This window comes from Streptomyces sp. NPDC127068 (assembly GCF_042724695.1).
Classification (GTDB): Bacteria; Actinomycetota; Actinomycetes; order Streptomycetales; family Streptomycetaceae; genus Streptomyces.
Window position 1 is genome coordinate 83,031 of sequence record NZ_JBHXEN010000015.1, and the last position, 22,634, is coordinate 105,664.

At 70.0% G+C, this 22,634-nt stretch carries 17 protein-coding genes and 2 tRNA genes; 17 read left to right on the plus strand and 2 right to left on the minus strand.

Annotated elements, in window-relative coordinates:
• Positions 1 to 161 precede the first annotated feature (161 nt).
• Positions 162 to 356 carry a hypothetical protein gene (locus tag ACFWIA_RS12150; RefSeq protein WP_385487460.1) on the plus strand — a complete coding sequence of 65 codons (195 nt, stop codon included), beginning with the start codon at positions 162 to 164 and terminating at the stop codon, positions 354 to 356.
• A 260-nt stretch (positions 357 to 616) separates the two neighbouring features.
• On the opposite strand, the gene ACFWIA_RS12155 is transcribed toward ACFWIA_RS12150, so the two are convergent.
• Positions 617 to 690, minus strand: a tRNA-Gly gene (locus ACFWIA_RS12155).
• Positions 691 to 838: 148 nt separating this feature from the next.
• Here ACFWIA_RS12155 and ACFWIA_RS12160 point away from each other — a divergent pair.
• The 5 genes from ACFWIA_RS12160 (at position 839) to clpX (ending at position 5,936) form a co-directional block, all read left to right on the plus strand.
• Positions 839 to 915, plus strand: a tRNA-Pro gene (locus ACFWIA_RS12160).
• Positions 916 to 1,132: 217 nt separating this feature from the next.
• Positions 1,133 to 2,530, plus strand: a complete 1,398-nt coding sequence (gene tig / locus ACFWIA_RS12165; protein ID WP_387002985.1) for a trigger factor — start codon at positions 1,133 to 1,135, stop codon at positions 2,528 to 2,530.
• 477 nt (positions 2,531 to 3,007) lie between these two features.
• Positions 3,008 to 3,616, plus strand: coding sequence for an ATP-dependent Clp protease proteolytic subunit (locus ACFWIA_RS12170; protein WP_385487988.1), 609 nt, complete (start codon positions 3,008 to 3,010; stop codon positions 3,614 to 3,616).
• A 166-nt stretch (positions 3,617 to 3,782) separates the two neighbouring features.
• Positions 3,783 to 4,463 (plus strand): ATP-dependent Clp protease proteolytic subunit, encoded by a 681-nt coding sequence (locus ACFWIA_RS12175; RefSeq protein WP_385487464.1) that lies wholly within the window; start codon positions 3,783 to 3,785, stop codon positions 4,461 to 4,463.
• Between the two features lie 186 nt (positions 4,464 to 4,649).
• Entirely contained in the window at positions 4,650 to 5,936 is a 1,287-nt protein-coding gene (gene clpX / locus ACFWIA_RS12180) for an ATP-dependent Clp protease ATP-binding subunit ClpX (protein ID WP_387002987.1), read from the plus strand.
• Positions 5,937 to 6,010: 74 nt separating this feature from the next.
• On the opposite strand, the gene ACFWIA_RS12185 is transcribed toward clpX, so the two are convergent.
• Positions 6,011 to 7,003, minus strand: coding sequence for a hypothetical protein (locus ACFWIA_RS12185; RefSeq protein WP_387002989.1), 993 nt, complete (start codon positions 7,001 to 7,003; stop codon positions 6,011 to 6,013).
• A 135-nt stretch (positions 7,004 to 7,138) separates the two neighbouring features.
• Between ACFWIA_RS12185 and ACFWIA_RS12190 the strand changes: the two genes are divergently transcribed.
• The 11 genes from ACFWIA_RS12190 (at position 7,139) to ACFWIA_RS12240 (ending at position 22,633) form a co-directional block, all read left to right on the plus strand.
• Positions 7,139 to 9,760, plus strand: coding sequence for a valine--tRNA ligase (locus ACFWIA_RS12190; RefSeq protein WP_387002991.1), 2,622 nt, complete (start codon positions 7,139 to 7,141; stop codon positions 9,758 to 9,760).
• A 114-nt stretch (positions 9,761 to 9,874) separates the two neighbouring features.
• Positions 9,875 to 11,398, plus strand: coding sequence for a bifunctional folylpolyglutamate synthase/dihydrofolate synthase (locus ACFWIA_RS12195; protein WP_387002992.1), 1,524 nt, complete (start codon positions 9,875 to 9,877; stop codon positions 11,396 to 11,398).
• A gap of 2 nt (positions 11,399 to 11,400) precedes the next feature.
• Complete coding sequence (locus tag ACFWIA_RS12200) at positions 11,401 to 11,769, plus strand: DUF4233 domain-containing protein (protein WP_387002994.1); 369 nt, start codon at positions 11,401 to 11,403, stop codon at positions 11,767 to 11,769.
• A 67-nt stretch (positions 11,770 to 11,836) separates the two neighbouring features.
• A complete protein-coding gene (gene ndk, locus ACFWIA_RS12205) occupies positions 11,837 to 12,250 on the plus strand; it encodes a nucleoside-diphosphate kinase (protein WP_387002996.1) in 414 nt (137 codons plus the stop codon).
• Between the two features lie 394 nt (positions 12,251 to 12,644).
• Entirely contained in the window at positions 12,645 to 13,664 is a 1,020-nt protein-coding gene (locus ACFWIA_RS12210) for a rod shape-determining protein (RefSeq protein WP_385487478.1), read from the plus strand.
• Positions 13,665 to 13,884: 220 nt separating this feature from the next.
• Entirely contained in the window at positions 13,885 to 14,832 is a 948-nt protein-coding gene (gene mreC, locus ACFWIA_RS12215) for a rod shape-determining protein MreC (RefSeq protein ID WP_387002998.1), read from the plus strand.
• A 10-nt stretch (positions 14,833 to 14,842) separates the two neighbouring features.
• Positions 14,843 to 15,517, plus strand: a complete 675-nt coding sequence (mreD, locus tag ACFWIA_RS12220) for a rod shape-determining protein MreD (protein ID WP_387003000.1) — start codon at positions 14,843 to 14,845, stop codon at positions 15,515 to 15,517.
• Complete coding sequence (gene mrdA / locus ACFWIA_RS12225) at positions 15,514 to 17,691, plus strand: penicillin-binding protein 2 (protein ID WP_387003002.1); 2,178 nt, start codon at positions 15,514 to 15,516, stop codon at positions 17,689 to 17,691. Before mreD ends, mrdA begins: the two co-directional genes overlap by 4 nt.
• The gene (gene rodA, locus ACFWIA_RS12230) at positions 17,691 to 18,890 is read left to right on the plus strand and encodes a rod shape-determining protein RodA (protein ID WP_387003003.1); all 1,200 of its coding nucleotides are present in this window, start codon (positions 17,691 to 17,693) and stop codon (positions 18,888 to 18,890) included. The genes mrdA and rodA overlap by 1 nt, the downstream gene beginning before the upstream one ends.
• A 138-nt stretch (positions 18,891 to 19,028) precedes the next feature.
• Positions 19,029 to 20,639 carry a CHAD domain-containing protein gene (locus ACFWIA_RS12235; RefSeq protein WP_387003005.1) on the plus strand — a complete coding sequence of 537 codons (1,611 nt, stop codon included), beginning with the start codon at positions 19,029 to 19,031 and terminating at the stop codon, positions 20,637 to 20,639.
• Positions 20,640 to 20,701: 62 nt separating this feature from the next.
• Complete coding sequence (locus ACFWIA_RS12240; RefSeq protein WP_387003006.1) at positions 20,702 to 22,633, plus strand: TIGR03960 family B12-binding radical SAM protein; 1,932 nt, start codon at positions 20,702 to 20,704, stop codon at positions 22,631 to 22,633.
• Position 22,634: the final 1 nt, after the last annotated feature.

The following is a 22,634-nucleotide window of genomic DNA, read 5'->3' on the forward strand; positions in this document are numbered from 1 at the left end:
CGTGGCCGACGCCGATTCCGTGCACATTCCCTTCGCTTCCGCGCACGACGATCCGTCACGGGCCGCATGGTCCGGGTCCGTTGGTGGCACGATGGTTCTGGTGGGGCGTGCGAGGGCGCACCCCCACCCGGAGCGGAACCAACCGAGGGTGTGTGATCAGAGTGGCCATTTCGCTATCAGTGGTACTGCTGTTGGCGATCATCCTCGTCGTGCTGATACGGGGCGGATCACTCAAGGCGGGACCCGCCGTCGTCGCCGTGCTCTTCGGCTTCTTCCTCGCCTCCACGGGCATGGCCGACGACATCGAACGCTTCCTCGACGCGGTCGGGGACTCGATCAGCTCGATCGACATCTGAATCCGACGAGCCCACCCGGCTCACGGCAACCCGGCCGGCGGGGGAGCGTCACCGGTCACGGAGCGTACGGGGGGCGCGCCCGCGCAGCGACTACGCCCCGTGCGGGCACCGTAGCGCCCCGCACCCGTACGCGTATCCGTATCCGCGGCGTGTCGCGGGCGTCGTGGCGGCACGCAGCTCGTCACGGGACAACGCAACAGGGCCGGTCCGAACAGGATCACCCTGGGGATCACCTGTCCGAACCGGCCCCGGACACTGCCTGGAGCGGGCGACGGGAATCGAACCCGCGTAGCTAGTTTGGAAGACTAGGGCTCTACCATTGAGCTACGCCCGCACGGTCGCGCCGCAGGTCATCGACCGCGGCACGGCAGCATCCTAGCGGGTCCCGGGCCCTCGTCGCACACCGGTTTCCCACGGCACGCCACCACGGAAAATGCGGGACCTGCGCTGGCTGCGGGCATGTACCCTACGTGTCGCACCGACGGGGTGTGGCGCAGCTTGGTAGCGCGTCCGCTTTGGGAGCGGAAGGCCGTGGGTTCAAATCCCGCCACCCCGACCATCATCAAGATCGCCTTTGGGGCGTGTATCCGCTGCGGCTACTATGCAGACTGCGCGCCCGTGTGTCCGCACGTTCAGTACGCAGCTCTGTTTCACTCACGAGACAGCTCTGTACACGCACACGTACGTCTCTCAGGGCCGCGACTCTGCCGAGGCTCCCCGTTCCGCCGGAGCGGCCCGGTACACACCCAAGAAGTCAGCCACAAGGAGACCGAACCGTGAAGAGCGCCGTGGAGACCCTGAACCCGACCCGGGTTCGGCTCACTGTCGAGGTGCCCTTCGAGGAGCTCAAGCCCAGCCTCGACGCGGCGTACAAGAAGATCAACCAGCAGGTCACGGTGAAGGGCTTCCGTAAGGGCAAGATCCCGGCCCGGGTCATCGACCAGCGCTTCGGCCGCGGTGCGGTGCTGGAGGAGGCCGTCAACGACGCGCTCCCGAAGTTCTACACCGAGGCGGTCAACGAGGCCGAGCTGAACGTCCTCGGCCAGCCCGAGGTCGACATCACGGAGCTGAAGGACGGCGAGACGCTGAACTTCACCGCCGAGGTCGACGTCCGCCCGACGATCGAGATCCCCGACTACTCGGGCATCGAGGTCGAGGTCGACGCGATCGAGGTCACCGACGAGGACGTCGACAAGGCCGTGGAGGAGCTGCGCGGCCGGTTCGGCTCCACCGCCCCGGTCGAGCGCGCGGCCGAGGACGGCGACGTCCTGACCCTCGACCTGGAGGCCAAGGTCGACGGCGAGGTCCTGGAGGACGGCGTAGCCCAGGGCGTCTCGTACACCATCGGCTCCGGTGAGCTGCTGGACGGCATCGACGAGGCCGTGAAGGGCCTGGAGGCCGGTGGCGAGGCCACCTTCACCTCCCAGCTGAAGGGCGGCTCGGGCGAGGGCAAGGACGCTGAGGTGACCGTCAAGGTCAGCCAGGTCGCCGCCCGTGAACTCCCCGAGCTGGACGATGACTTCGCGCAGCTCGCCTCCGAGTTCGACACGCTCGACGAGCTGCGTGCGGACAGCCGCAAGCGCCTCGCGAACATGAAGCAGTACGACCAGGCGACCCAGGCCCAGGAGCGCGTGCTGGAGAAGCTGCTCGAACTGGTCGAGGTGCCCGTCCCCGAGAAGCTGCTTGAGGACGAGGTCAACACCCGCAAGCACAACCTGGAGCACCACCAGCTGGGCCAGATGGGCCTGACCCTCGACAAGTACCTGGAGATCCAGGGCAAGACGGCCGAGGAGTTCGAGGACGAGACCAAGACCGCCGCGGTCAAGGGCATCAAGACCCAGTTCGTCCTGGACGAGCTGGTCAGCAAGGAGAAGCTCAACGTCAACCAGGAGGAGCTCACCGAGCACCTCATGCGGCGGGCCGCTTCCTCCGGCATGTCCCCCGACCAGTTCGCGCAGGCCGTCGTCGAGGGCGGCCAGGTCCCGATGCTGGTCGGCGAGGTCGCCCGCGGCAAGGCCCTCGCGGTCGTCGTCGAGGCCGCCACGGTGAAGGACACCAACGGCGAGGTCGTCGACCTCGACGACGAAGACGACGCCGATGCCGAGACCACTGAGGTCACCGAGGCCGCCGATGAGGCTGCCGACGCGAAGAAGGACACCCCCGCGGAGTCCTGACCCGCCCGGTACCAGCGGGTACCCGGTACAGCGGTAGTCCGAAGGGGCCCGGAAGCGCGACATCGCTTCCGGGCCCCTTCGCGACCCGCCCCGCACCACCCGCCCGGCCCGCCCCCGCACCACGCGACCGCTCCCCCCGCACCACCCGCCCGGACCCCTTCGGACCACCCGCCCCGGACCCCGGCGCCCGGCCCCCGCAGGCCCCGGCGCACGGCCCGCCCGGGCGGGCCGCGACCGGCCCCGGCGCCGGGCTCCCGCACCCCGCGGGCCCGGCGCCGACGACCTGCGCTGACAGCGAACAGTTCCCCATGCGGGATGGCCCCCGGCCCCCATCGCGTTAGGGTCCATGAATACGAGGGCAGGGGAGCCCCCGGACCCGCCGCCAAGCGGCGCAGCGCGGGGTCCCGTGCCCCAGCAGAAGACGTGAGACGGCCCGGCGCCGTCGTAAGACGAGCAGGTGGATACGTGACGAATCTGATGCCCTCCGCCGCCGGCGAGCCTTCCTTCGGTGGTGGCCTCGGCGACCAGGTCTACAACCGGCTGCTCAACGAGCGGATCATCTTCCTCGGCCAGGCGGTTGACGACGACATCGCGAACAAGATCACCGCACAACTGCTGCTCCTTGCCTCCGACCCGGACAAGGACATCTACCTCTACATCAACAGCCCGGGCGGTTCGATCACCGCCGGCATGGCGATCTACGACACCATGCAGTACATCAAGAACGACGTGGTGACCATCGCCATGGGCATGGCGGCCTCGATGGGACAGTTCCTGCTCAGCGCGGGCACCCCGGGCAAGCGCTTCGCCCTTCCGAACGCCGAGATCCTCATCCACCAGCCCTCCGCTGGTCTCGCGGGATCTGCTTCGGACATCAAGATCCACGCGGAACGGCTGCTGCACACCAAGAAGCGGATGGCCGAGCTGACCTCGTTCCACACCGGCCAGAGCGTTGAGCAGATCACCCGTGACTCGGACCGCGACCGTTGGTTCGACCCGATCGAGGCCAAGGAGTACGGCCTGATCGACGACATCATGCCCACCGCAGCCGGTATGCCGGGTGGCGGAGGCACCGGGGCGGTCTGATCCGGCAAGCCCGGCACCGTACGGCCTCCGCGGCCCCCACGCGCCCGCCCGTGAACGCGAGCGACGGGGAGCCCGGCGGCCCACCGGGAGAGACCGGGCCCCGCCCGCCCCGCAGCGCCCCCAGCCGACCGCCTCAGCGCCCCCAGCGCCCTTCAGGAGAGTTACGATGAACGACTTCCCCGGCCGCGGCATCTACGCCCGCACCGAGGCCGAATACACCGGCCCCCGCGCCGAGTCCCGTTACGTCATCCCCCGTTTCGTCGAGCGCACCTCGCAGGGCGTGCGCGAGTACGACCCGTACGCGAAGCTCTTCGAGGAGCGGGTGATCTTCCTCGGCGTCCAGATCGACGACGCCTCCGCCAACGACGTCATGGCGCAGCTGCTGTGCCTGGAGTCGATGGACCCCGACCGTGACATCTCCGTGTACATCAACAGCCCCGGCGGCTCGTTCACGGCGCTCACGGCCATCTACGACACCATGCAGTTCGTGAAGCCGGACATCCAGACGGTGTGCATGGGCCAGGCGGCCTCCGCCGCGGCCATCCTGCTCGCCGCCGGCACCCCCGGCAAGCGCATGGCCCTGCCGAACGCGCGGGTGCTGATCCACCAGCCGTACAGTGAGACGGGCCGCGGCCAGGTGTCCGACCTGGAGATCGCCGCGAACGAGATCCTGCGGATGCGGGCGCAGCTGGAGGACATGCTCGCCAAGCACTCCACCACGCCGATCGAGAAGATCCGCGAGGACATCGAGCGCGACAAGATCCTCACGGCCGAGGACGCCCTGGCCTACGGACTGGTCGACCAGATCATCTCGACGCGGAAGATGAACAACGCGAAGGTCGTCTGACCCGGCACGGCATGATTTGCTGCCCCTTGGTGTGGTCCGGGTCCGTGTCGGGCCACACGAGTTGACGTGAGTCGACGTGAACCACGCCAAGGGGGGCCCGAACGGGGGGCCCGGCAGGGTACCGTCGAATATGAGGCACCAGGAGTCGCTTACGCTAGCGGCTCCCAGGCGAAGGGGAAGCACCTCGTGGCACGCATCGGTGACGGCGGCGATCTGCTCAAGTGCTCGTTCTGTGGCAAGAGCCAGAAGCAGGTCAAGAAGCTCATCGCAGGTCCCGGTGTGTACATCTGCGACGAGTGCATCGACCTCTGTAACGAGATCATCGAGGAGGAACTCGCGGAGACGAGCGAGGTGCGTTGGGAGGAACTGCCCAAGCCCCGCGAGATCTACGAGTTCCTTGAGGGTTACGTCGTGGGCCAGGAGCCCGCGAAGAAGGCCCTGTCGGTGGCGGTCTACAACCACTACAAACGCGTCCAGGCGGGAGAGAGCGCGGGCTCCCAAGGGCGCGACGACATCATCGAGTTGGGCAAGTCCAACATCTTGCTGCTCGGCCCCACGGGGTCCGGCAAGACGCTGCTCGCGCAGACGCTCGCCCGGATGCTCAACGTCCCGTTCGCCATCGCGGACGCCACGGCGCTCACCGAGGCGGGTTACGTCGGCGAGGACGTCGAGAACATCCTGCTGAAGCTGATCCAGGCCGCTGACTACGACGTCAAGAAGGCCGAGACCGGCATCATCTACATCGACGAGATCGACAAGGTCGCCCGCAAGAGCGAGAACCCCTCGATCACGCGTGACGTCTCCGGCGAGGGCGTCCAGCAGGCCCTGTTGAAGATCCTGGAGGGCACCACCGCCTCCGTCCCCCCGCAGGGCGGACGCAAGCACCCGCACCAGGAGTTCATCCAGATCGACACGACGAACGTGCTGTTCATCGTGGGCGGGGCCTTCGCGGGCCTGGAGAAGATCATCGAGTCCCGGGCGGGCGCCAAGGGCATCGGCTTCGGTGCGACCATCCGGTCCAAGCGGGAGCTGGAGTCCAAGGACCAGTTCGAGGACGTCATGCCCGAGGACCTGGTGAAGTTCGGGATGATCCCCGAGTTCATCGGCCGGCTCCCGGTCATCACCTCGGTCCACAACCTCGACCGCGAGGCCCTGCTCCAGATCCTGGTGGAGCCGCGCAACGCGCTCGTCAAGCAGTACCAGCGGCTGTTCGAACTGGACGGCGTGGAGCTCGACTTCGAGCGCGGCGCCCTGGAGGCCATCGCCGACCAGGCCATCCTCCGCCAGACCGGCGCCCGCGGGCTGCGCGCCATCATGGAGGAAGTCCTGATGCCGGTGATGTACGAGGTGCCGTCGCGCAAGGACGTCGCCCGGGTGGTCATCACCGCCGAGGTCGTCCACTCCAACGTCAACCCGACCCTGATCCCCCGGGACGCCCGGGGCCGGGGGCCCGGGGAGCAGAAGACGGCGTAGCACCGCGCACCACGGTCATGCGCGAGGCCCCGGACGATCCGTCGTCCGGGGCCTCGCGCATGAGGGGGCGGGCGTCACAGCTTGACGCGCACGTCCTTGCGGAGGTCGGCGGTCACCTGCGCCGACACGTTCAACGAGACGCCGGTGCCGCTCTCGGCGGGGACCACCAGGGCCATGGTGCTGTAATCGGCCCACATGCACATGTACTGGGTGTCGGTCTTCCCGGTCTTGTCCTTGGCCTCGGCCTGCTGGCACTTGAAGACCGCCCCGTCGCTGCCGTCCGGCGTGACCGTCTTGACCTCGCCGATCACCTTCAGTTCCTCGGACTTCTCCTTGGTCATGCTGGCGAAGGCGGCGTCGAGGGCGGCCTCGGGGTCCTTCAGCTTGCCGAACACGCCCACGAAGGTGACGGCCTTGGAGGCGGTGATCTGGTCGGGGGTCGGCTGGCTGCCGGGGGTGATGTCGATCGTGGAATATATGCCGGTCACGGCCTTGGCCTCGGTGACCCCGGTCTTGGCCAGTTCCTTGGCGGTGTCCGAGTCGGACGCGTCCTCGGCGGGCTTGTCCGGGGTGAGCCGCTTGTACTCGTCCTTCAGCACCCGCTCCGGCGTGGTCAGCTTGTGCGGTCCGTCGTCCGCGAGCCCCGAGTCGCCTTCGGAGTTCGCCAGCACCAGGAACGCGCCGAGACCGACCGCGGCCACCACCGCGATCGCCACGCCGATGATCAGGCCCGTCTTCTTCTTGCCGCCGGCGGGCTGCGGGGGCTGCGGGAAGCCGTACCCCGGCTGACCCGGCTGACCCGGCTGTCCCGGCTGACCGGGCTGCCCCGGGTACCCGTAGCCGGGCTGCGGAGGCTGCGGGGGCTGCTGCTGGGGGTATCCGTACCCCGGCTGCGGGGGCTGCTGCGGGTATCCGTAACCCGGCTGGGGAGCCTGCTGGGGGCTGCCGTAGCCGGGCTGCGGGGGCTGCGGCGGCTGGCCGTAGGGCCCCGGCTGACCGTACGGGTTCGGCTGCGGCGGCTGGTTCGGCTGCTGGCCGTCGTACGGTCCCGGCTGGTTGTGGCTCATGCGAAGGTTCCTCCCCGATGTTTACGTGCTCCCGACATCCTGACCCAACGCCCATAGGGAACGCAGCGGCGGGGGTCGCACCGTTACCAAACACACGGTTTCTGTACGGGACCGTGACGCCCCTAAACTGGGCCCGTGACCGAGAACTCGCAGCAGCACTCAAGCCCCTCCACGGAACTGCCGACCCAGTACGCGCCGGCCGAGGTAGAGGGGAAGCTGTACGAGCGCTGGGTAGAGCGCGGTTACTTCGAGGCCGACGAGAAGAGCGACAAGCCCCCGTTCGCCGTCGTCATCCCGCCGCCGAACGTCACCGGGGTCCTGCACCTCGGGCACGCCTTCGAGCACACGCTGATCGACGCCCTGACCCGCCGCAAGCGCATGCAGGGCCACGAGACGCTGTGGCAGCCCGGCATGGACCACGCCGGCATCGCCACCCAGAACGTGGTGGAGCGCGAGCTGGGCAAGGAGGGCAAGTCCCGCCACGACCTGGGCCGTGAGGCGTTCGTCGAGCGGGTGTGGCAGTGGAAGGACGAGTCCGGCGGGCAGATCTCCGGGCAGATGCGCCGCCTCGGCGACGGCGTCGACTGGTCCCGTGAGCGCTTCACCATGGACGAGGGGCTGTCCCGCTCCGTCCAGACGATCTTCAAGCGGCTCTTCGACGACGAGCTGATCTACCGCGCCGAGCGCATCATCAACTGGTGCCCGCGCTGTCTGACCGCCATCTCCGACATCGAGGTCGAGTACCAGGACGACGAGGGCGAACTCGTCTCCATCCGCTACGGCGAGGGCGAGGACTCCCTCGTCGTCGCGACCACCCGCGCCGAGACCATGCTCGGTGACACGGCCGTCGCCGTGCACCCCGAGGACGAGCGCTACCGGCACCTCGTCGGGCGGACCATCGCCCTGCCGCTCACCGACCGCCGCATCCCGGTCGTGGCGGACGCGCACGTCGACCCCGAGTTCGGCACCGGCGCCGTCAAGGTGACGCCCGCCCACGACCCCAACGACTTCGAGATCGGCCAGCGCCACGACCTTCCCTCGGTCACGGTGATGGACGACCACGCGGTCATCACCACCCCCGGTCCGTTCCAGGGACTGGACCGGCTGGAGGCCCGCAGCGCCATCGTCGCCGCACTGCGCGCCGAGGGCCGGATCGTGGCCGAGAAGCGCCCCTACACCCACTCGGTGGGCCACTGCTCGCGCTGCAAGACCACCATCGAGCCCCGGCTGTCCCTCCAGTGGTGGGTCAAGGTCGCCCCGCTGGCGAAGGCCGCCGGGGACGCCGTCCGCGACGGCCGGGTGGCCATCCATCCGCAGGAGATGGAGAAGCGGTACTTCGACTGGGTGGACAACCTCCACGACTGGTGCATCTCGCGCCAGCTCTGGTGGGGCCACCGCATCCCCGTCTGGTACGGCCCGAACGGCGAGGTCGTCTGCGTCGGCCCCGACGAGCAGCCGCCGACCGGCGAGGGCTGGCACCAGGACACCGACGTCCTGGACACCTGGTTCTCCTCCGGCCTGTGGCCGTTCTCCACGCTCGGTTGGCCCGAGCGGACCGAGAGCCTCGCGAAGTTCTACCCGAACTCCGTGCTGGTCACCGGCTACGACATCCTCTTCTTCTGGGTCGCCCGGATGATGATGTTCGGCCTGTACGCGATGGACGGCACCCCGCCGTTCGGCACGATCGTCCTGCACGGCATGGTCCGCGACCAGTTCGGCAAGAAGATGTCGAAGTCCTTCGGCAACGCGGTCAACCCGCTGGACTGGATGGACAAGTACGGCTCCGACGCCCTGCGCTTCACGCTCGCGCGCGGCGCCAACCCGGGCGTCGACGTGCCGATCGGCGAGGACTGGGTGCAGGGCTCCCGCAACTTCGCCAACAAGATCTGGAACGCCACCCGGTTCGCCCTGATGAACGGCGCCACCGTCGAGGGCCCGCTGCCGCCGGCCGAGGAACTGTCGGCCGCCGACCGCTGGATCCTGTCCCGGCTGAACGCCACGGTCGCCGAGGTCGACGCGCTCTACGACGACTACCAGTTCGCCAAGCTCTCCGACGCGTTGTTCCACTTCGCGTGGGACGAGGTCTTCGACTGGTACGTGGAGCTGTCCAAGACCACCTTCCTGGGCGGCGGCGAGGCGGCGAAGGTCTCCGGCCGGGTCCTCGGCGAGGTCCTGGACGTCACCCTGCGGCTGCTGCACCCGATCGTGCCGTTCGTGACCGAGACCCTGTGGACCACCCTCACCGGCGGCGAGTCCCTGGTGATCGCCGACTGGCCGAAGGACAGCGGCTTCCGGGACCCCGCGGCCGAGCGGGAGATCGACACCGTCCAGCAGCTGATCACCGAGGTCCGCCGGTTCCGTGCCGACCAGGGCCTCCAGCCCGGTCAGCGGGTCCCCGCGCGGCTCACCCTGGAGGGCACGCCGCTCGCCCCGCACGAGGCGGCGATCCGGCAGTTGCTGCGGCTCCAGCCCGAGGGCGAGGGCTTCGCCGCCACGGCGACCCTGCCGGTGTCCGGGGTCGAGGTCGCCCTGGACCTGTCCGGGACCATCGACGTGGCCGCCGAGCGCAAGCGGCTCGCCAAGGACCTGGCCGCCGCCGAGAAGGAGAAGGCGCAGGCGACCGCCAAGCTCGGCAACGAGGCGTTCCTCGCCAAGGCGCCCGACCAGGTGGTCGACAAGATCCGTGGCCGACTCGCCAAGGCGGACGAGGACATCGCCCGCATCCAGGTCCAGCTGGAGCGGCTGCCGGCCGCCTGACCGGCGCACCGGCCCTCGCCCGGAGCCCGGCCCGGTCCTCGTGACCGGTGCCGGGCTCCGGCGCGTCCGGGCGGGGGGTGAGCCGCTGTCGGCGGCGCTCCGTAGACTGGCCCCGTGAGCGAGTTCCCCCCGGACGACCCGGACCGAGACCCCCTGGACGCACTGGACCAGTTCGACGAGATCGTCGAGGCCGAGACCGGCCGCGACCCCGACCTCGCCGTGATCGAGGCGGGGAGCCGCACCCTGCGCACCCAGGGCGGTGACCCCGCCGCGGACCTTCCCCGCCGCCCCGAGGACCCGGAGGTGGACCGGGCGCTGCGCGAGGTGGAGACCGAGCTGTCGTCCCGCTGGGGCGAGACCAAGCTGGAGCCGTCCGTCACCCGGATCGCCGCGCTGATGGACGTCCTGGGGGAGCCGCAGCGCTCGTACCCCTCGATCCACATCACCGGCACCAACGGCAAGACGTCCACCGCCCGCATGATCGAGGCCCTGCTCGGCGCCTTCGAGCTGCGCACCGGCCGGTACAGCTCGCCCCACGTCCAGTCGATCACCGAGCGGATCAGCCTGGACGGCGCCGCGATCCCCGCCGAGCGGTTCGTGGAGACGTACCGGGACGTCCAGCCGTACGTCGAGATGGTCGACGCCCAGCAGGACTTCCGGCTCTCCTTCTTCGAGGTGCTGACCGGCATGGCGTACGCGGCCTTCGCGGACGCCCCGGTCGATGTCGCCGTGGTCGAGGTCGGCATGGGCGGCACCTGGGACGCCACCAACGTCATCGACGCCGCGGTCGCCGTCGTCACCCCCATCGACCTGGACCACACGGACCGGCTCGGCGGCACCCCCGGCGAGATCGCGGCCGAGAAGTCCGGCGTCATCAAGCAGGACGCGACGGTGATCCTGGCCCAGCAGCCCGTGGACGCCGCCCAGGTCCTGCTGAAGAAGGCCGTCGAGGTGAACGCCACCGTGGCCCGGGAGGGCCTGGAGTTCGGCGTGCTGGCCCGACAGGTCGCCGTCGGCGGACAGCTCCTCACCCTGCGCGGCCTCGGCGGCGAGTACGAGGAGGTGTTCCTCCCGCTGCATGGCGTCCACCAGGCGCACAACGCGGCCGTGGCGCTCGCCGCGGTCGAGGCGTTCTTCGGGGTCGGCTCCCAGCACACCAACCGGCTCGACGCGGACACCGTCCGCAAGGCGTTCGCGGCCGTCACCTCACCCGGCCGGCTGGAGGTCGTCCGTCGTTCGCCGACGGTGGTCCTGGACGCCGCGCACAATCCGGCCGGCGCCCGCGCCGTGGCCGAGTCACTGGGCGAGGCGTTCGGTTTCAGTCGACTCGTCGGAGTCGTCGGCACCAGCGCGGACAAGGACGTGCGGGGGCTGCTCGAAGCGTTCGAGCCGGTCTTCACGGAGATCGTCGTCACCCAGCACTCCACCCACCGCGCGATGGACGCCGACGAGCTGGCCGCGATCGCCGTGGAGGTGTTCGGGGAGGACCGGGTCCAGGTGGAACCCCGGATCGACGACGCCATCGAAGCGGCGATCACGCTCGCCGAGGAGGACGGCGAGTTCTCCGGCGGGGGAGTGCTCATCACCGGTTCCGTCTTCACCGTCGGCGACGCCCGACTGCTCCTCGGGAGGGGCTGACCATGCGCATGCTCTGCTCGACCACCCTGCTCGCCGAGTTCTTCCTGATCGGTTTCGCCGGGCTGGTCGCCATGAAGGACCCCGATCTGACCGCGACCACGGTGTGGACGGTGTGCGGGGTGCTGATGGCGGCGAGCCTGCTGCTGTGCCGGATCGCGGGGCAGCCGCTGGGAATCCGGCTCGGCTGGGGCCTCCAGATCGCGCTGGTCGTCAGCGGTGTCTACGTCCCCATGATGTTCGTCCTCGGGCTCTGCTTCGGCGGCCTGTGGTGGGCGTCCCTGCACTTCGGACGGAAGGTGGACGAGGCCAAGGCGCGCTGGGCCGCACTGAGCGAGGACGGGACGGTCACCCCAGGGCCTGACGCTGCGTGACGAACGGGGGTGCGGTGCCTGTAACCTCTGAACCCCGCACACCCGGTGACCGAAGGAGCCGCACCCCATGACCCAGCGCAGCCTCGTCCTGCTCAAGCCCGACGCCGTGAAGCGCGGTCTGGTGGGCGAGATCGTCGGTCGCATCGAACGCAAGGCCGACTGGCGGATCACCGCGCTGGAGCTGCGGACGCTCGACCAGGCCACCCTGGAGCAGCACTACGGCGAGCACGTCGGCAAGGTCTTCTACGAGCCGCTGATCGCCTTCATGTCCTCCGGCCCGGTGGTCGCCCTGGTCGTCGAGGGCGAGCGGGTCATCGAGGGCATCCGCACGCTGGCCGGGCCCACCGACCCGATCGCGGCGGCCCCCGGTTCCATCCGCGGTGACTTCGGCACCGTCACCCGGGAGAACCTGATCCACGCCTCGGACTCCGAGGAGTCCGCCGAGCGGGAACTGAAGATCTTCTTCCCCGGCCTCGTCTGACCGCGGATCGCGTGCTCGGGCGGTCGACCCGGGGCGGTCGGGCGGTCGACCCGCGCACGCGTGCGGCCGGCCGCCTCCGCGGTCGGTCCGGCCGCGGAGGACCCGGGGCGGCGCCCTTGACGGAGCATCAGCGTGCCCCGCGCGGAGGCGGCACCCGAGAACCTCGCCGCTGCCGGGCAGGTGCGCGCCGATCGGGGGAACGCATGGCCCCATCCGCACGTCCCCCATAGCGGGGCAGCACTTCATCTGCTGACAATGGCGAAGACCCTCGCGCCGTGTCCGTGCAGGCGAGACTACGATGGAAGCCTTCACGCCACACAGCACCCACATGCCGACCTGAAGAGCACTCATCCGCTCGTCCGGGAAGGCCAGACGCATCCTCTTGGGGAACAACATGTCGTTCATCGGCCGTGACATGGCTGTCGACCTCGGGACCGCCAACACGCTGGTGTACGTCAGGGGCCGGGGGATCGTTCTCAACGAGCCGTCCGTCGTCGCGATCAACACCAACACCGGTGGCATCCTCGCGGTCGGCGCCGAAGCGAAGAAGATGATCGGGCGCACTCCGGGCAACATCGTGGCCGTGCGCCCCCTGAAGGACGGCGTGATCGCCGACTTCGAGATCACCGAGCGGATGCTCCGCTACTTCATCCTCAAGATCCACAAGCGGCGGTACCTCGCGCGCCCCCGCGTCGTGGTCTGCGTGCCCTCGGGCATCACCGGGGTCGAACGCCGTGCGGTCATCGAGGCCTCGTCCCAGGCGGGCGCCCGCCAGGTGCACATCATCGAGGAGCCCATGGCCGCGGCCATCGGCTCCGGCCTCCCCGTCCACGAGGCCACCGGCAACATGGTCGTGGACATCGGCGGCGGCACCACGGAGGTCGCCGTGATCTCCCTCGGCGGCATCGTCACGGCCCAGTCGATCCGGGTCGCCGGCGACGAACTGGACAACGCGATCATCCAGCACATCAAGAAGGAGTACAGCCTCCTGCTGGGCGAGCGCACCGCCGAACAGATCAAGATCACGATCGGTTCCGCGTACGACCTCGACCAGGACGAGCACACCGAGATCCGCGGTCGCGACCTGGTCTCCGGACTGCCGAAGACCGTGGTCATCTCGGCCGCCGAGGTCCGCAAGGCCATCGAGGAACCCGTGAACGCGATCGTGGACGCGGTGAAGACCACCCTCGACAAGTGCCCGCCGGAACTCTCCGGCGACGTCATGGACCGCGGCATCGTCCTCACCGGCGGCGGCGCCCTGCTGCGCGGCCTCGACGAGCGGCTGCGCCGCGAGACCGGCATGCCGATCCACATCGCCGAGGACCCGCTGGACTCCGTCGCGCTCGGCTCCGGCAAGTGCGTCGAGGAGTTCGAGGCGCTCCAGCAGGTGCTGGACGCCCAGCCCCGCAGATGACCCCGACCCTCCTGCCACCCGGCGCGCGCCGGGCGGCAGGAGGGCGCCGGGCGCGTCGCACCCCCGTGCGGGACCGGCCGGACGGACCGTCACCCGCCGTATCCCGGCCGTCCGGACCGGGTGTCCCGGGGCCGGGGGAGCGACAGTCGCCGGTCATGGGACAGCCGCTGGTACAGAGACAAGAGCACACATTCCGACGAGGAAGGCACGGCCGCCGCACGTGAGGGACACACGAGAGAGCCGGCTGCTCCTGGTGCTGCTGATCGCCATCGCGTTCGCGCTGATCACCGTGGACATCAGGGGCGGCGAGGACTCACCGGTGGACGGCGCCCGCCGGGCCGCCGCAACGGTCCTCGGACCCGTCGAGAACGGGGTGTCCTCCGCGGTCGACCCCATCGGCAACGCGATCGCCGCGGTCCGCGACTCCGGCGAACGCCACAGCCGCATCACCACCCTGGAGCGCGAGAACGCCGCCCTGAAGACCCGTCTCGGCAGCGACGACCGCAACCGCAGCCGCGTCCGCCAACTCGACTCCCTGCTCAAGAAGGCCGGAGCCGGGCAGTACGGCGTCAAGGCCGCCGAGGTCATCGGGATAGGAGCCGCACAGGGCTTCTCCTGGACCGTCACCATCGACGCGGGCGCCCGCGACGGCATCGAGCGCGACATGACCGTCCTCAACGGGGACGGACTCGTCGGCCGGGTCACCACCGTCGGCCCCGGCACCGCCACGGTCCTGCTCGCCAACGACCCCGACTTCACCGTCGGCACCCGGATGGAGAAGACCGACGAACTCGGCTTCACCTCCGGCGGCGGCGACGGCCCGCTCCGGGTCGACCTCCTCAACGGGAAGTCCAAGGTCAGGAAGGGCGATCGGCTCGTCACCTTCGGCTCCGCCGCCGACAAGCCCTTCGTCCCCGGCGTCCCCGTCGGCGAGGTCGTCCGCGTCGACCCGTCCGGCGGCGACCTCACCCGCACCGTCTACGTGAAGCCCTACGCCGGGTTCACCAAGCTCGACATCGTCGGCGTCGTCGTCGAGGCCCCCCGCAAGGACCCGCGCGACACCGTCCTGCCGCCCGCCCCGAAGCCCACCCCCACGCCGACCGTGACCGTCACCGTCACCCCGTCCGCGCAGGTACCCGGCCAGGCCGGACAGACCCCAGTGCCGTAGGAGCCCGACCATGCGCTTCAACCGGATGCTGCTTTCGGCCCCCCTCGTGGTGGCCGCCCTGGTCATCCAGGTGAGCGTCCTCGCCCGACTGCAACTGCCCGGCGCCGTGCCCGACCTGCTGCTGCTCACCGTCCTCGGCCTCGCCCTGGTCTACGGGCACGTCGGCGGCGCCCTGGTCGGCTTCGGCGCCGGGCTCCTCGCGGACCTCGCGCCGCCCGCCGACCACGCCGTGGGCCGGTACGCACTGGTGTTGTGCGTCATCGGCTACCTCGCGGGGCTCGCCAAGCCGGAGAACGGGCGCCTCCAGTCCGCCGCCGGCCCGATGCTCGTCGTCGTGGGCTCCGCCGTCGGCTCCACCCTGCTCTACGCCGGTGTCGGCGCCCTCGTCGGCGACACCGCCGCCCGCCACGTGGGCCTGGGCAGCCTGCTGTTCACCGCGGCGCTCTACGACCTGTTGCTCGCGCCGTTCACCGTGCCGTTCATCATGGCGCTCGCCAGACGCGCCGACAACGATCCGCTCGCCGAGACCAACGCCGCCGCCAAGAGCGACGTCTCGGCCGGCTGGCTGGCCTCCGGCACCGGCCTGCGGATCGGCAGCCAGCGCAGCGGGCTGCGCGCCAAGGCGGCGCGGGCCCGGGTGGCGCGCGCGGGACGCATCAAGGTCAAGGGGGCCAAGCGACTGTGACCAACATTCCGGAGACCGGCCGCACGCCCCGGGTCCAGATCCGGCTCGTCGTCATCCAGGTGCTGGTCGTCTCCCTGCTGCTCACCCTCGGCGGGCGGCTCTGGTACCTCCAGGTCCGCAACGGCGAGGAGTACGCCAAGGAGGCGTCCGGCAACGGCGTCCAGCGCGTCGTCCAGCCCGCGGTGCGCGGCTCGATCCTGGATGCCCGCGGCGTACCGATCGCCGACAACGAGACCCGACTCGTGGTCTCGGCCTCCCGCACCGACCTGATGAAGATGAAGGACGACGGCAAGGGCGTGCTCACCAAGCTCGCCGGGGTCCTCGGCGTCCCGGCGAAGGAGGTCACCGACAAGGTCCGCCTCTGCGACGCCGAGACCCCCCAGCCCTGCTGGAACGGCTCCCCCTACCAACCGATCCCCATCACCGACGAGGCCACCCCGAAGCAGGCCCTCCAGATCCGCGAGCGCGCCGAGGACTTCCCCGGCATCACCGCCGAGCCCACCGCCGTGCGCCGCTACGCCTCGCCCGGCGACGCCAACACCGCCCAGGTCCTCGGTTACCTCTCGCCGGTCACCGACAACGAGATCGAGAAGGCCAAGGACAGCGACTCGCCGTACCTCCGCTCCGACCAGGTCGGCCGCAGCGGTCTCGAACGGCAGTACGACAAGGAGCTGCGGGGCAAGGCCGGCGTCACCCGCTACGAGGTCGACAACCTCGGCCGCGTGATGGGCCTTGCCAAGAGCGACGAGGCCGAACCCGGCGCGAACGTCGTCACCAGCATCGACGCCCGGGTCCAGAGCGTCGCCGAGTACGAACTGAACAAGGCGCTGAAGGAAGCCCGCAAGGTCTACGACGACAACACCCGGATGAACTACAAGGCCGACTCCGGGGCCATCGTCGTCATGGAGTCCAAGACCGGACGCGTCGTCGCCATGGCCTCCAACCCGACCTACGACCCCAACGCCTGGGTCGGCGGCATCTCCGGCAAGGACTACGCCCGGCTCACCGGCAAGTCCTCCAACTACCCCCTGCTCAACCGCGCCATCCAGGGCCAGGCCGCCCCCGGCTCCATCTTCAAGGTGGTCCCCGTCGCCGCCGCCGTCAACGCCGGCTACGGCTTCAACGACCGCTACGAGTGCTCCAGCTCGTACGCCATCGGCGGCCAGGTCTTCAACAACTTCGAGTCCAAGGGCTACGGATCGATCGACCTCGGCCAGGCCCTGGAGGTCTCCTGCGACACCGTCTTCTACCGCCTCGCCCACGAGGAGTGGAAGCGGGACGGCGGCACCAAGCCGAAGAAGAAGGCCAACGACTGGTTCTACCGCACCGCCCACCAGTTCGGCCTCGGCAAGGAGACCGGCATCGACCTCCCCAACGAGGTCACCGGCCGCATCCCCGACCGCCAGTGGAAGCGCGACTTCTGGAAGGCCAACAAGGACGCCTGGTGCAAGGCCGGCAAGAAGGGCGGCGACTTCGTGGAGCAGCTCTCCTACGAGAACTGCCTCGAAGGCAACCTCATGCGCGCCGGTGACTCCGTCAACTACAGCATCGGCCAGGGCGACACCCTCGTCACGCCGATACAGATGGCCACCATCTACGGCGCCCTCGCCAACGGCGGCACCATGTACGACCCCAGCGTCGGCAAGGCGATCATCAGCCCCGACGGCAAGAAGGCCACGGAGATCAAGCCCAAGGCACACGGCAAGCTCCCCCTGTCCCGCAAGACCCTCGGCAAGATAGACGAAGCCCTCGAAGGCGTCGCCACCCGCGGCACCGCCGCCTGGCGCTTCACCGGCTGGCCCCAGGACAAGATCCCGATGCACGCCAAGACCGGCACCGCCGAGGTCCACGGCAAGCAGACGACCTCCTGGTTCGCCACCTATACCGACGAGTACACCATCGTCATGACCATCGCCCAGGGCGGCACCGGCTCCGGCGCCTCCGCACCCGCCGTGCGCAACGTGTACAACGCCCTCTACGGCGTCAGCCCCGACGGCAAGATCGACCGCAAGAAGGCCCTCCTGCCCCAACCGCAGAAGACCCTCCCGAAGATCCAGCGGGACGGCTCCATCGACGCCCCCAGGATCAAGCCCTACAAGCCGCAGCCCGAGCCGTCCCCCACCGCACAGGGACTGGCCGGACCCCCCGCGCCGGGCACCGGGAGGCGCGACTGATGAGCGGCTCCCACGGCTTCTCCGTCTCCGGGTACGGCCCCGAGCGGTCCTGGCTCACCCGGGTCACCGCCCGGGACAGCCTGCTGCGCCGCCTCGACTGGCCGATACTGCTGTCCGCCGTCGCCCTCTCGCTCATCGGCGCCGTCCTCGTCTACTCCTCGACCCGCAACCGCACCGAGCTCAACCAGGGCGACCCCTACTACTTCCTCTTCCGCCACCTGCTCAACACCGGCATCGGCATCACCCTGATGATCGCCACGGTCTGGCTCGGCCACCGCACCCTGCGCACCGCCGTACCGATCCTCTACGGCATCTCGGTCTTCCTCGTCCTGCTGGTCCTCACCCCGCTCGGCGCCACCATCAACGGCGCCCACGCCTGGATCGTCATCGGCGGCGGCTTCTCGCTCCAGCCCTCCGAGTTCGTGAAGATCACGATCATCCTGGGCATGGCGATGCTGCTCGCCGCCCGGGTCGACGCCGGCGACCGGCTCCACCCCGGCCACCGCACCGTCGTCCAGGCGCTCGGCCTCGCCGTCATCCCCATCGCCGTCGTGATGCTCATGCCCGACCTGGGGTCGGTCATGGTGATGGCGATGATCGTGCTGGGCGTCCTGCTCGCCTCCGGCGCCTCCAACCGCTGGGTCTTCGGCATCCTCGGGGCCGGCGCCCTCGGGGCCGTCGCCGTCTGGCAGCTGAACGTCCTCGACGAGTACCAGATCAACCGCTTCGCCGCCTTCGCCAACCCGGAACTCGACCCCGCCGGCGTCGGCTACAACACCAACCAGGCCCGCATCGCCATCGGCTCCGGCGGCCTCACCGGCATGGGCCTGTTCAAGGGCTCCCAGACCACCGGCCAGTTCGTCCCCGAACAGCAGACCGACTTCGTCTTCACCGTCGCCGGCGAGGAACTCGGCTTCGTCGGCGCCGGACTGATCCTCGTCCTGCTCGGCGTGCTGCTCTGGCGCGCCTGCCGCATCGCCCGCGAGACGACCGAGCTGTACGGCACGATCGTCGCCGCCGGGATCATCGCCTGGTTCGCCTTCCAGTCCTTCGAGAACATCGGCATGACCCTCGGCATCATGCCCGTCGCCGGCCTCCCCCTGCCCTTCGTCTCCTACGGAGGGTCCTCGATGTTCGCCGTGTGGGTCGCCGTGGGACTCCTCCAGTCGATCCGGGTCCAGCGCCCCCTGTCCGCCTGACCGCACCGGGGTCGGCGCCACCACCCGGGCACCGACCCCGACGGGATCTCCTCAGTTTCCCGCCGTTCCCGCCCGTTTCCGGCCGCTCGGGGCCCCCGAGGTCTGCCGGACGGGGCGAAATCCGTCTAGATTCGGTGCATGGCGGATATACAGCGCGAGATCGAGCGTAAGTACGAAGCCACCTACCCGAACCAGAGCGACCGGGCGCTACCGGACCTGACCGCCGTCGGCGGGGTCTCGGCCGTCGTCCACCAGGGCGTCACCGAGCTGGACGCCGTCTACTACGACACCGTCGACCACCGCCTCGCCGCCGCGTCGATCACCCTGCGCCGACGCACCGGCGGTGCCGACGCCGGCTGGCACCTGAAACTCCCCGTTGCCCGGGACGTGCGCGACGAGATCCGCGCCCCCCTGTCGGCCACCCCGCCCCGCACCCTCACCGGACTCGTCCGCTCCCGGGTGCGCAGCGCCCCCCTCGTCCCGGTGATCCGACTGCGCTCCACGCGCGACGTCCACCACCTCGTCGACGCCGACGGCACCCTGCTCGCCGAACTCAGCGTGGACGTGGTCCGCGCCCAGCGCCTCACCGGCGGCGACGCCACCACCACCTGGACCGAGGTCGAGGTCGAACTCGGCCGGGACCAACAGCCCGCCTTCCTCGACAAGGTCGAGAAGAAGCTCCGCAAGGGCGGACTGCGCCGCTCCGCCTCCGCCTCCAAACTGTCCCGCGCCCTCGCCGAGACCACCCCCGACCGACACGCCCCGGTCGCCCCGGAACGGCACACCCCGGTCATCCCGGAACGGCACACGCCGGTGACGGCCGACCGACACACCCCGGCCACCGCCCCCCGCCCCCCGCACGAGGGCACCGCCGCGGCCCCCGTCCTCGCCTACCTCACCGCCCAGCGGGACGCCATCGTCGCCCTCGACCCCGCCGTCCGCCGCAACGAGTACGACTCCGTCCACCGCCTGCGCGTCGCCACCCGCCGCGCCCGCAGCACCTTCCGCTCCTACTCCAAGGTCCTCGACCGCGCCGTCACCGACCCCATCGGCGCGGAACTCAAGTGGCTCGCCGGAGAACTCGGCATCGACCGGGACGCCGAGGTCCTCACCGAACGGCTCACCGGCCACTTCGCCGAACTGCCCCGCAACCTCGTGATCGGCCCCGTCCGCACCCGACTGCGCACCTGGGCGCACGCCCGGCGCGGCGGCTCCCGCCGCCGACTGATCACCGTCCTCAACGGCAAGCGCTACCTCGCCCTCCTCGACGCCCTGGACGCGCTGCTCGCCGACCCGCCCCTGCTCCCCGCCGGGGCCCGGGACGCCACCACCGTGATCCACCGGGCCGCCCGCAAGGACTTCGGGAAGCTCGCCGCCCTGGTCGAAGAGGCCCTCGAACGCCCCAGCGGCCCCGAACGCGACCTCGCGATGCACGAGGCCCGCAAGAAGGCCAAACGGCTCCGCTACGCCGCAGAGGCCGCCCTGGACACCCTGGGCAAGCCCGCCAAACAGGCCATCCGCGGCAGCAAGGCCCTCCAGGACCTGCTGGGCGAGCACCAGGACAGCGTGATGACCCGCACCACCCTGCGGGACCTCGCGACCCAGGCGCACGCGGCCCGGGAGAACGCGTTCACCTACGGACTGATCCACGGCCACGAGGAGCGGCGGGCCGACGGCTACGAGGCCGAGCTGCCCGCGGCGTGGGAGGCCGCCGAACGAGCCACCCGGGGGCTTCGCGGGACGCGCTAGGCTTGAGGGTCACCCCGCTCTTCCCGCGGGGCGTCCCCCGCCAGCTCACGAGAGACGCCACGATGCCTGTCGAGTCGGTCTTCCCCCGCCTGGAAGCGCTTCTCCCGCACGTCCAGAAGCCCATCCAGTACGTCGGTGGGGAACTCAACTCCACCGTCAAGCCGTGGGACGCCTGCGATGTCCGCTGGGCCCTCATGTACCCGGACGCCTACGAGGTCGGTCTGCCCAACCAGGGCGTCATGATCCTCTACGAGGTGCTGAACGAGCGCGAGGGCGTCCTCGCCGAGCGCACCTACAGCGTCTGGCCCGACCTGGAGGAGCTGATGCGGGAGCACGACGTCCCGCAGTTCACGGTGGACGCGCACCGCCCGGTGAAGGCGTTCGACGTGTTCGGGCTGAGCTTCTCCACGGAGCTGGGCTACACCAACATGCTGACCGCCCTGGACCTCGCGGGCATCCCGCTGGAGGCCAAGGACCGCGGACTCGACGACCCGGTCGTCGTCGCCGGCGGCCACGCGGCGTTCAACCCCGAGCCGATCGCCGACTTCATCGACTGCGCGGTGATCGGCGACGGCGAGCAGGCCGTGCTCCAGATCACCGACATCGTCCGCGCCTGGAAGGCCGAGGGCCGGCCCGGCGGTCGCGACGAGCTGCTGTTCCGGCTCGCCCGCACCGGCGGCGTGTACGTGCCCCGCTTCTACGACGTCGAGTACCTGCCCGACGGGCGCATCGGCCGGGTCGTGCCCAACCGCTCCGGGGTGCCGTGGCGGGTGTCCAAGCACACCGTCATGGACCTGGACGAGTGGCCCTACCCCAAGCAGCCCCTCGTACCCCTCGCCGAGACCGTCCACGAGCGGATGTCCGTGGAGATCTTCCGCGGCTGCACCCGCGGCTGCCGCTTCTGCCAGGCCGGCATGATCACCCGCCCGGTCCGCGAGCGCAGCATCACCGGCATCGGCGAGATGGTCGAGAAGGGGCTCAAGGCGACCGGCTTCGAGGAGGTCGGCCTGCTGTCGCTGTCCAGCGCCGACCACTCCGAGATCGGGGACATCGCCAAGGGCCTCGCCGACCGGTACACGGAGGACAAGATCGGCCTGTCCCTCCCGTCGACCCGGGTGGACGCCTTCAACGTGGACCTGGCGAACGAACTGACCCGCAACGGGCGCCGCTCCGGTCTCACCTTCGCCCCCGAGGGCGGCTCCGAGCGGATGCGCAAGGTCATCAACAAGATGGTCTCGGAGGAGGACCTGATCCGCACGGTCGCCACCGCCTACGGCAACGGCTGGCGCCAGGTGAAGCTGTACTTCATGTGCGGTCTGCCCACCGAGACCGACGAAGACGTCCTCCAGATCGCCGACATGGCGATGAACGTGATCCAGAAGGGCCGCGAGGTCTCCGGCGCCAACGACATCCGCTGCACGGTGTCCATCGGCGGCTTCGTGCCCAAGCCGCACACCCCGTTCCAGTGGGCCCCGCAACTCTCCGCCGAGGAGACGGACGCCCGGCTCCAGAAGCTCCGGGACAAGATCCGCGGCGACAAGAAGTACGGCCGCTCCATCGGCTTCCGCTACCACGACGGCAAGCCCGGCATCGTCGAGGGCCTGCTGTCGCGCGGCGACCGCCGCCTCGGCACGGTGATCCGCGCCGTCTACGAGGACGGCGGCCGGTTCGACGGCTGGCGCGAACACTTCTCGTACGACCGCTGGATGGCCTGCGCCGACAAGGAACTGCCCGCCTTCGACATCGACGTCGACTGGTACACCACGCGGGAGCGCACCTACGAGGAGGTCCTGCCCTGGGACCACCTCGACTCGGGCCTCGACAAGGACTGGCTCTGGGAGGACTGGCAGGACTCCCTCGACGAGACCGAGGTCGAGGACTGCCGCTGGACACCCTGCTTCGACTGTGGGGTGTGTCCGCAGATGGACACCAGCATCCAGATCGGCCCGACCGGCAAGAAGCTGTTGCCGCTGTCGGTCAAGAATCCGTCGTGAC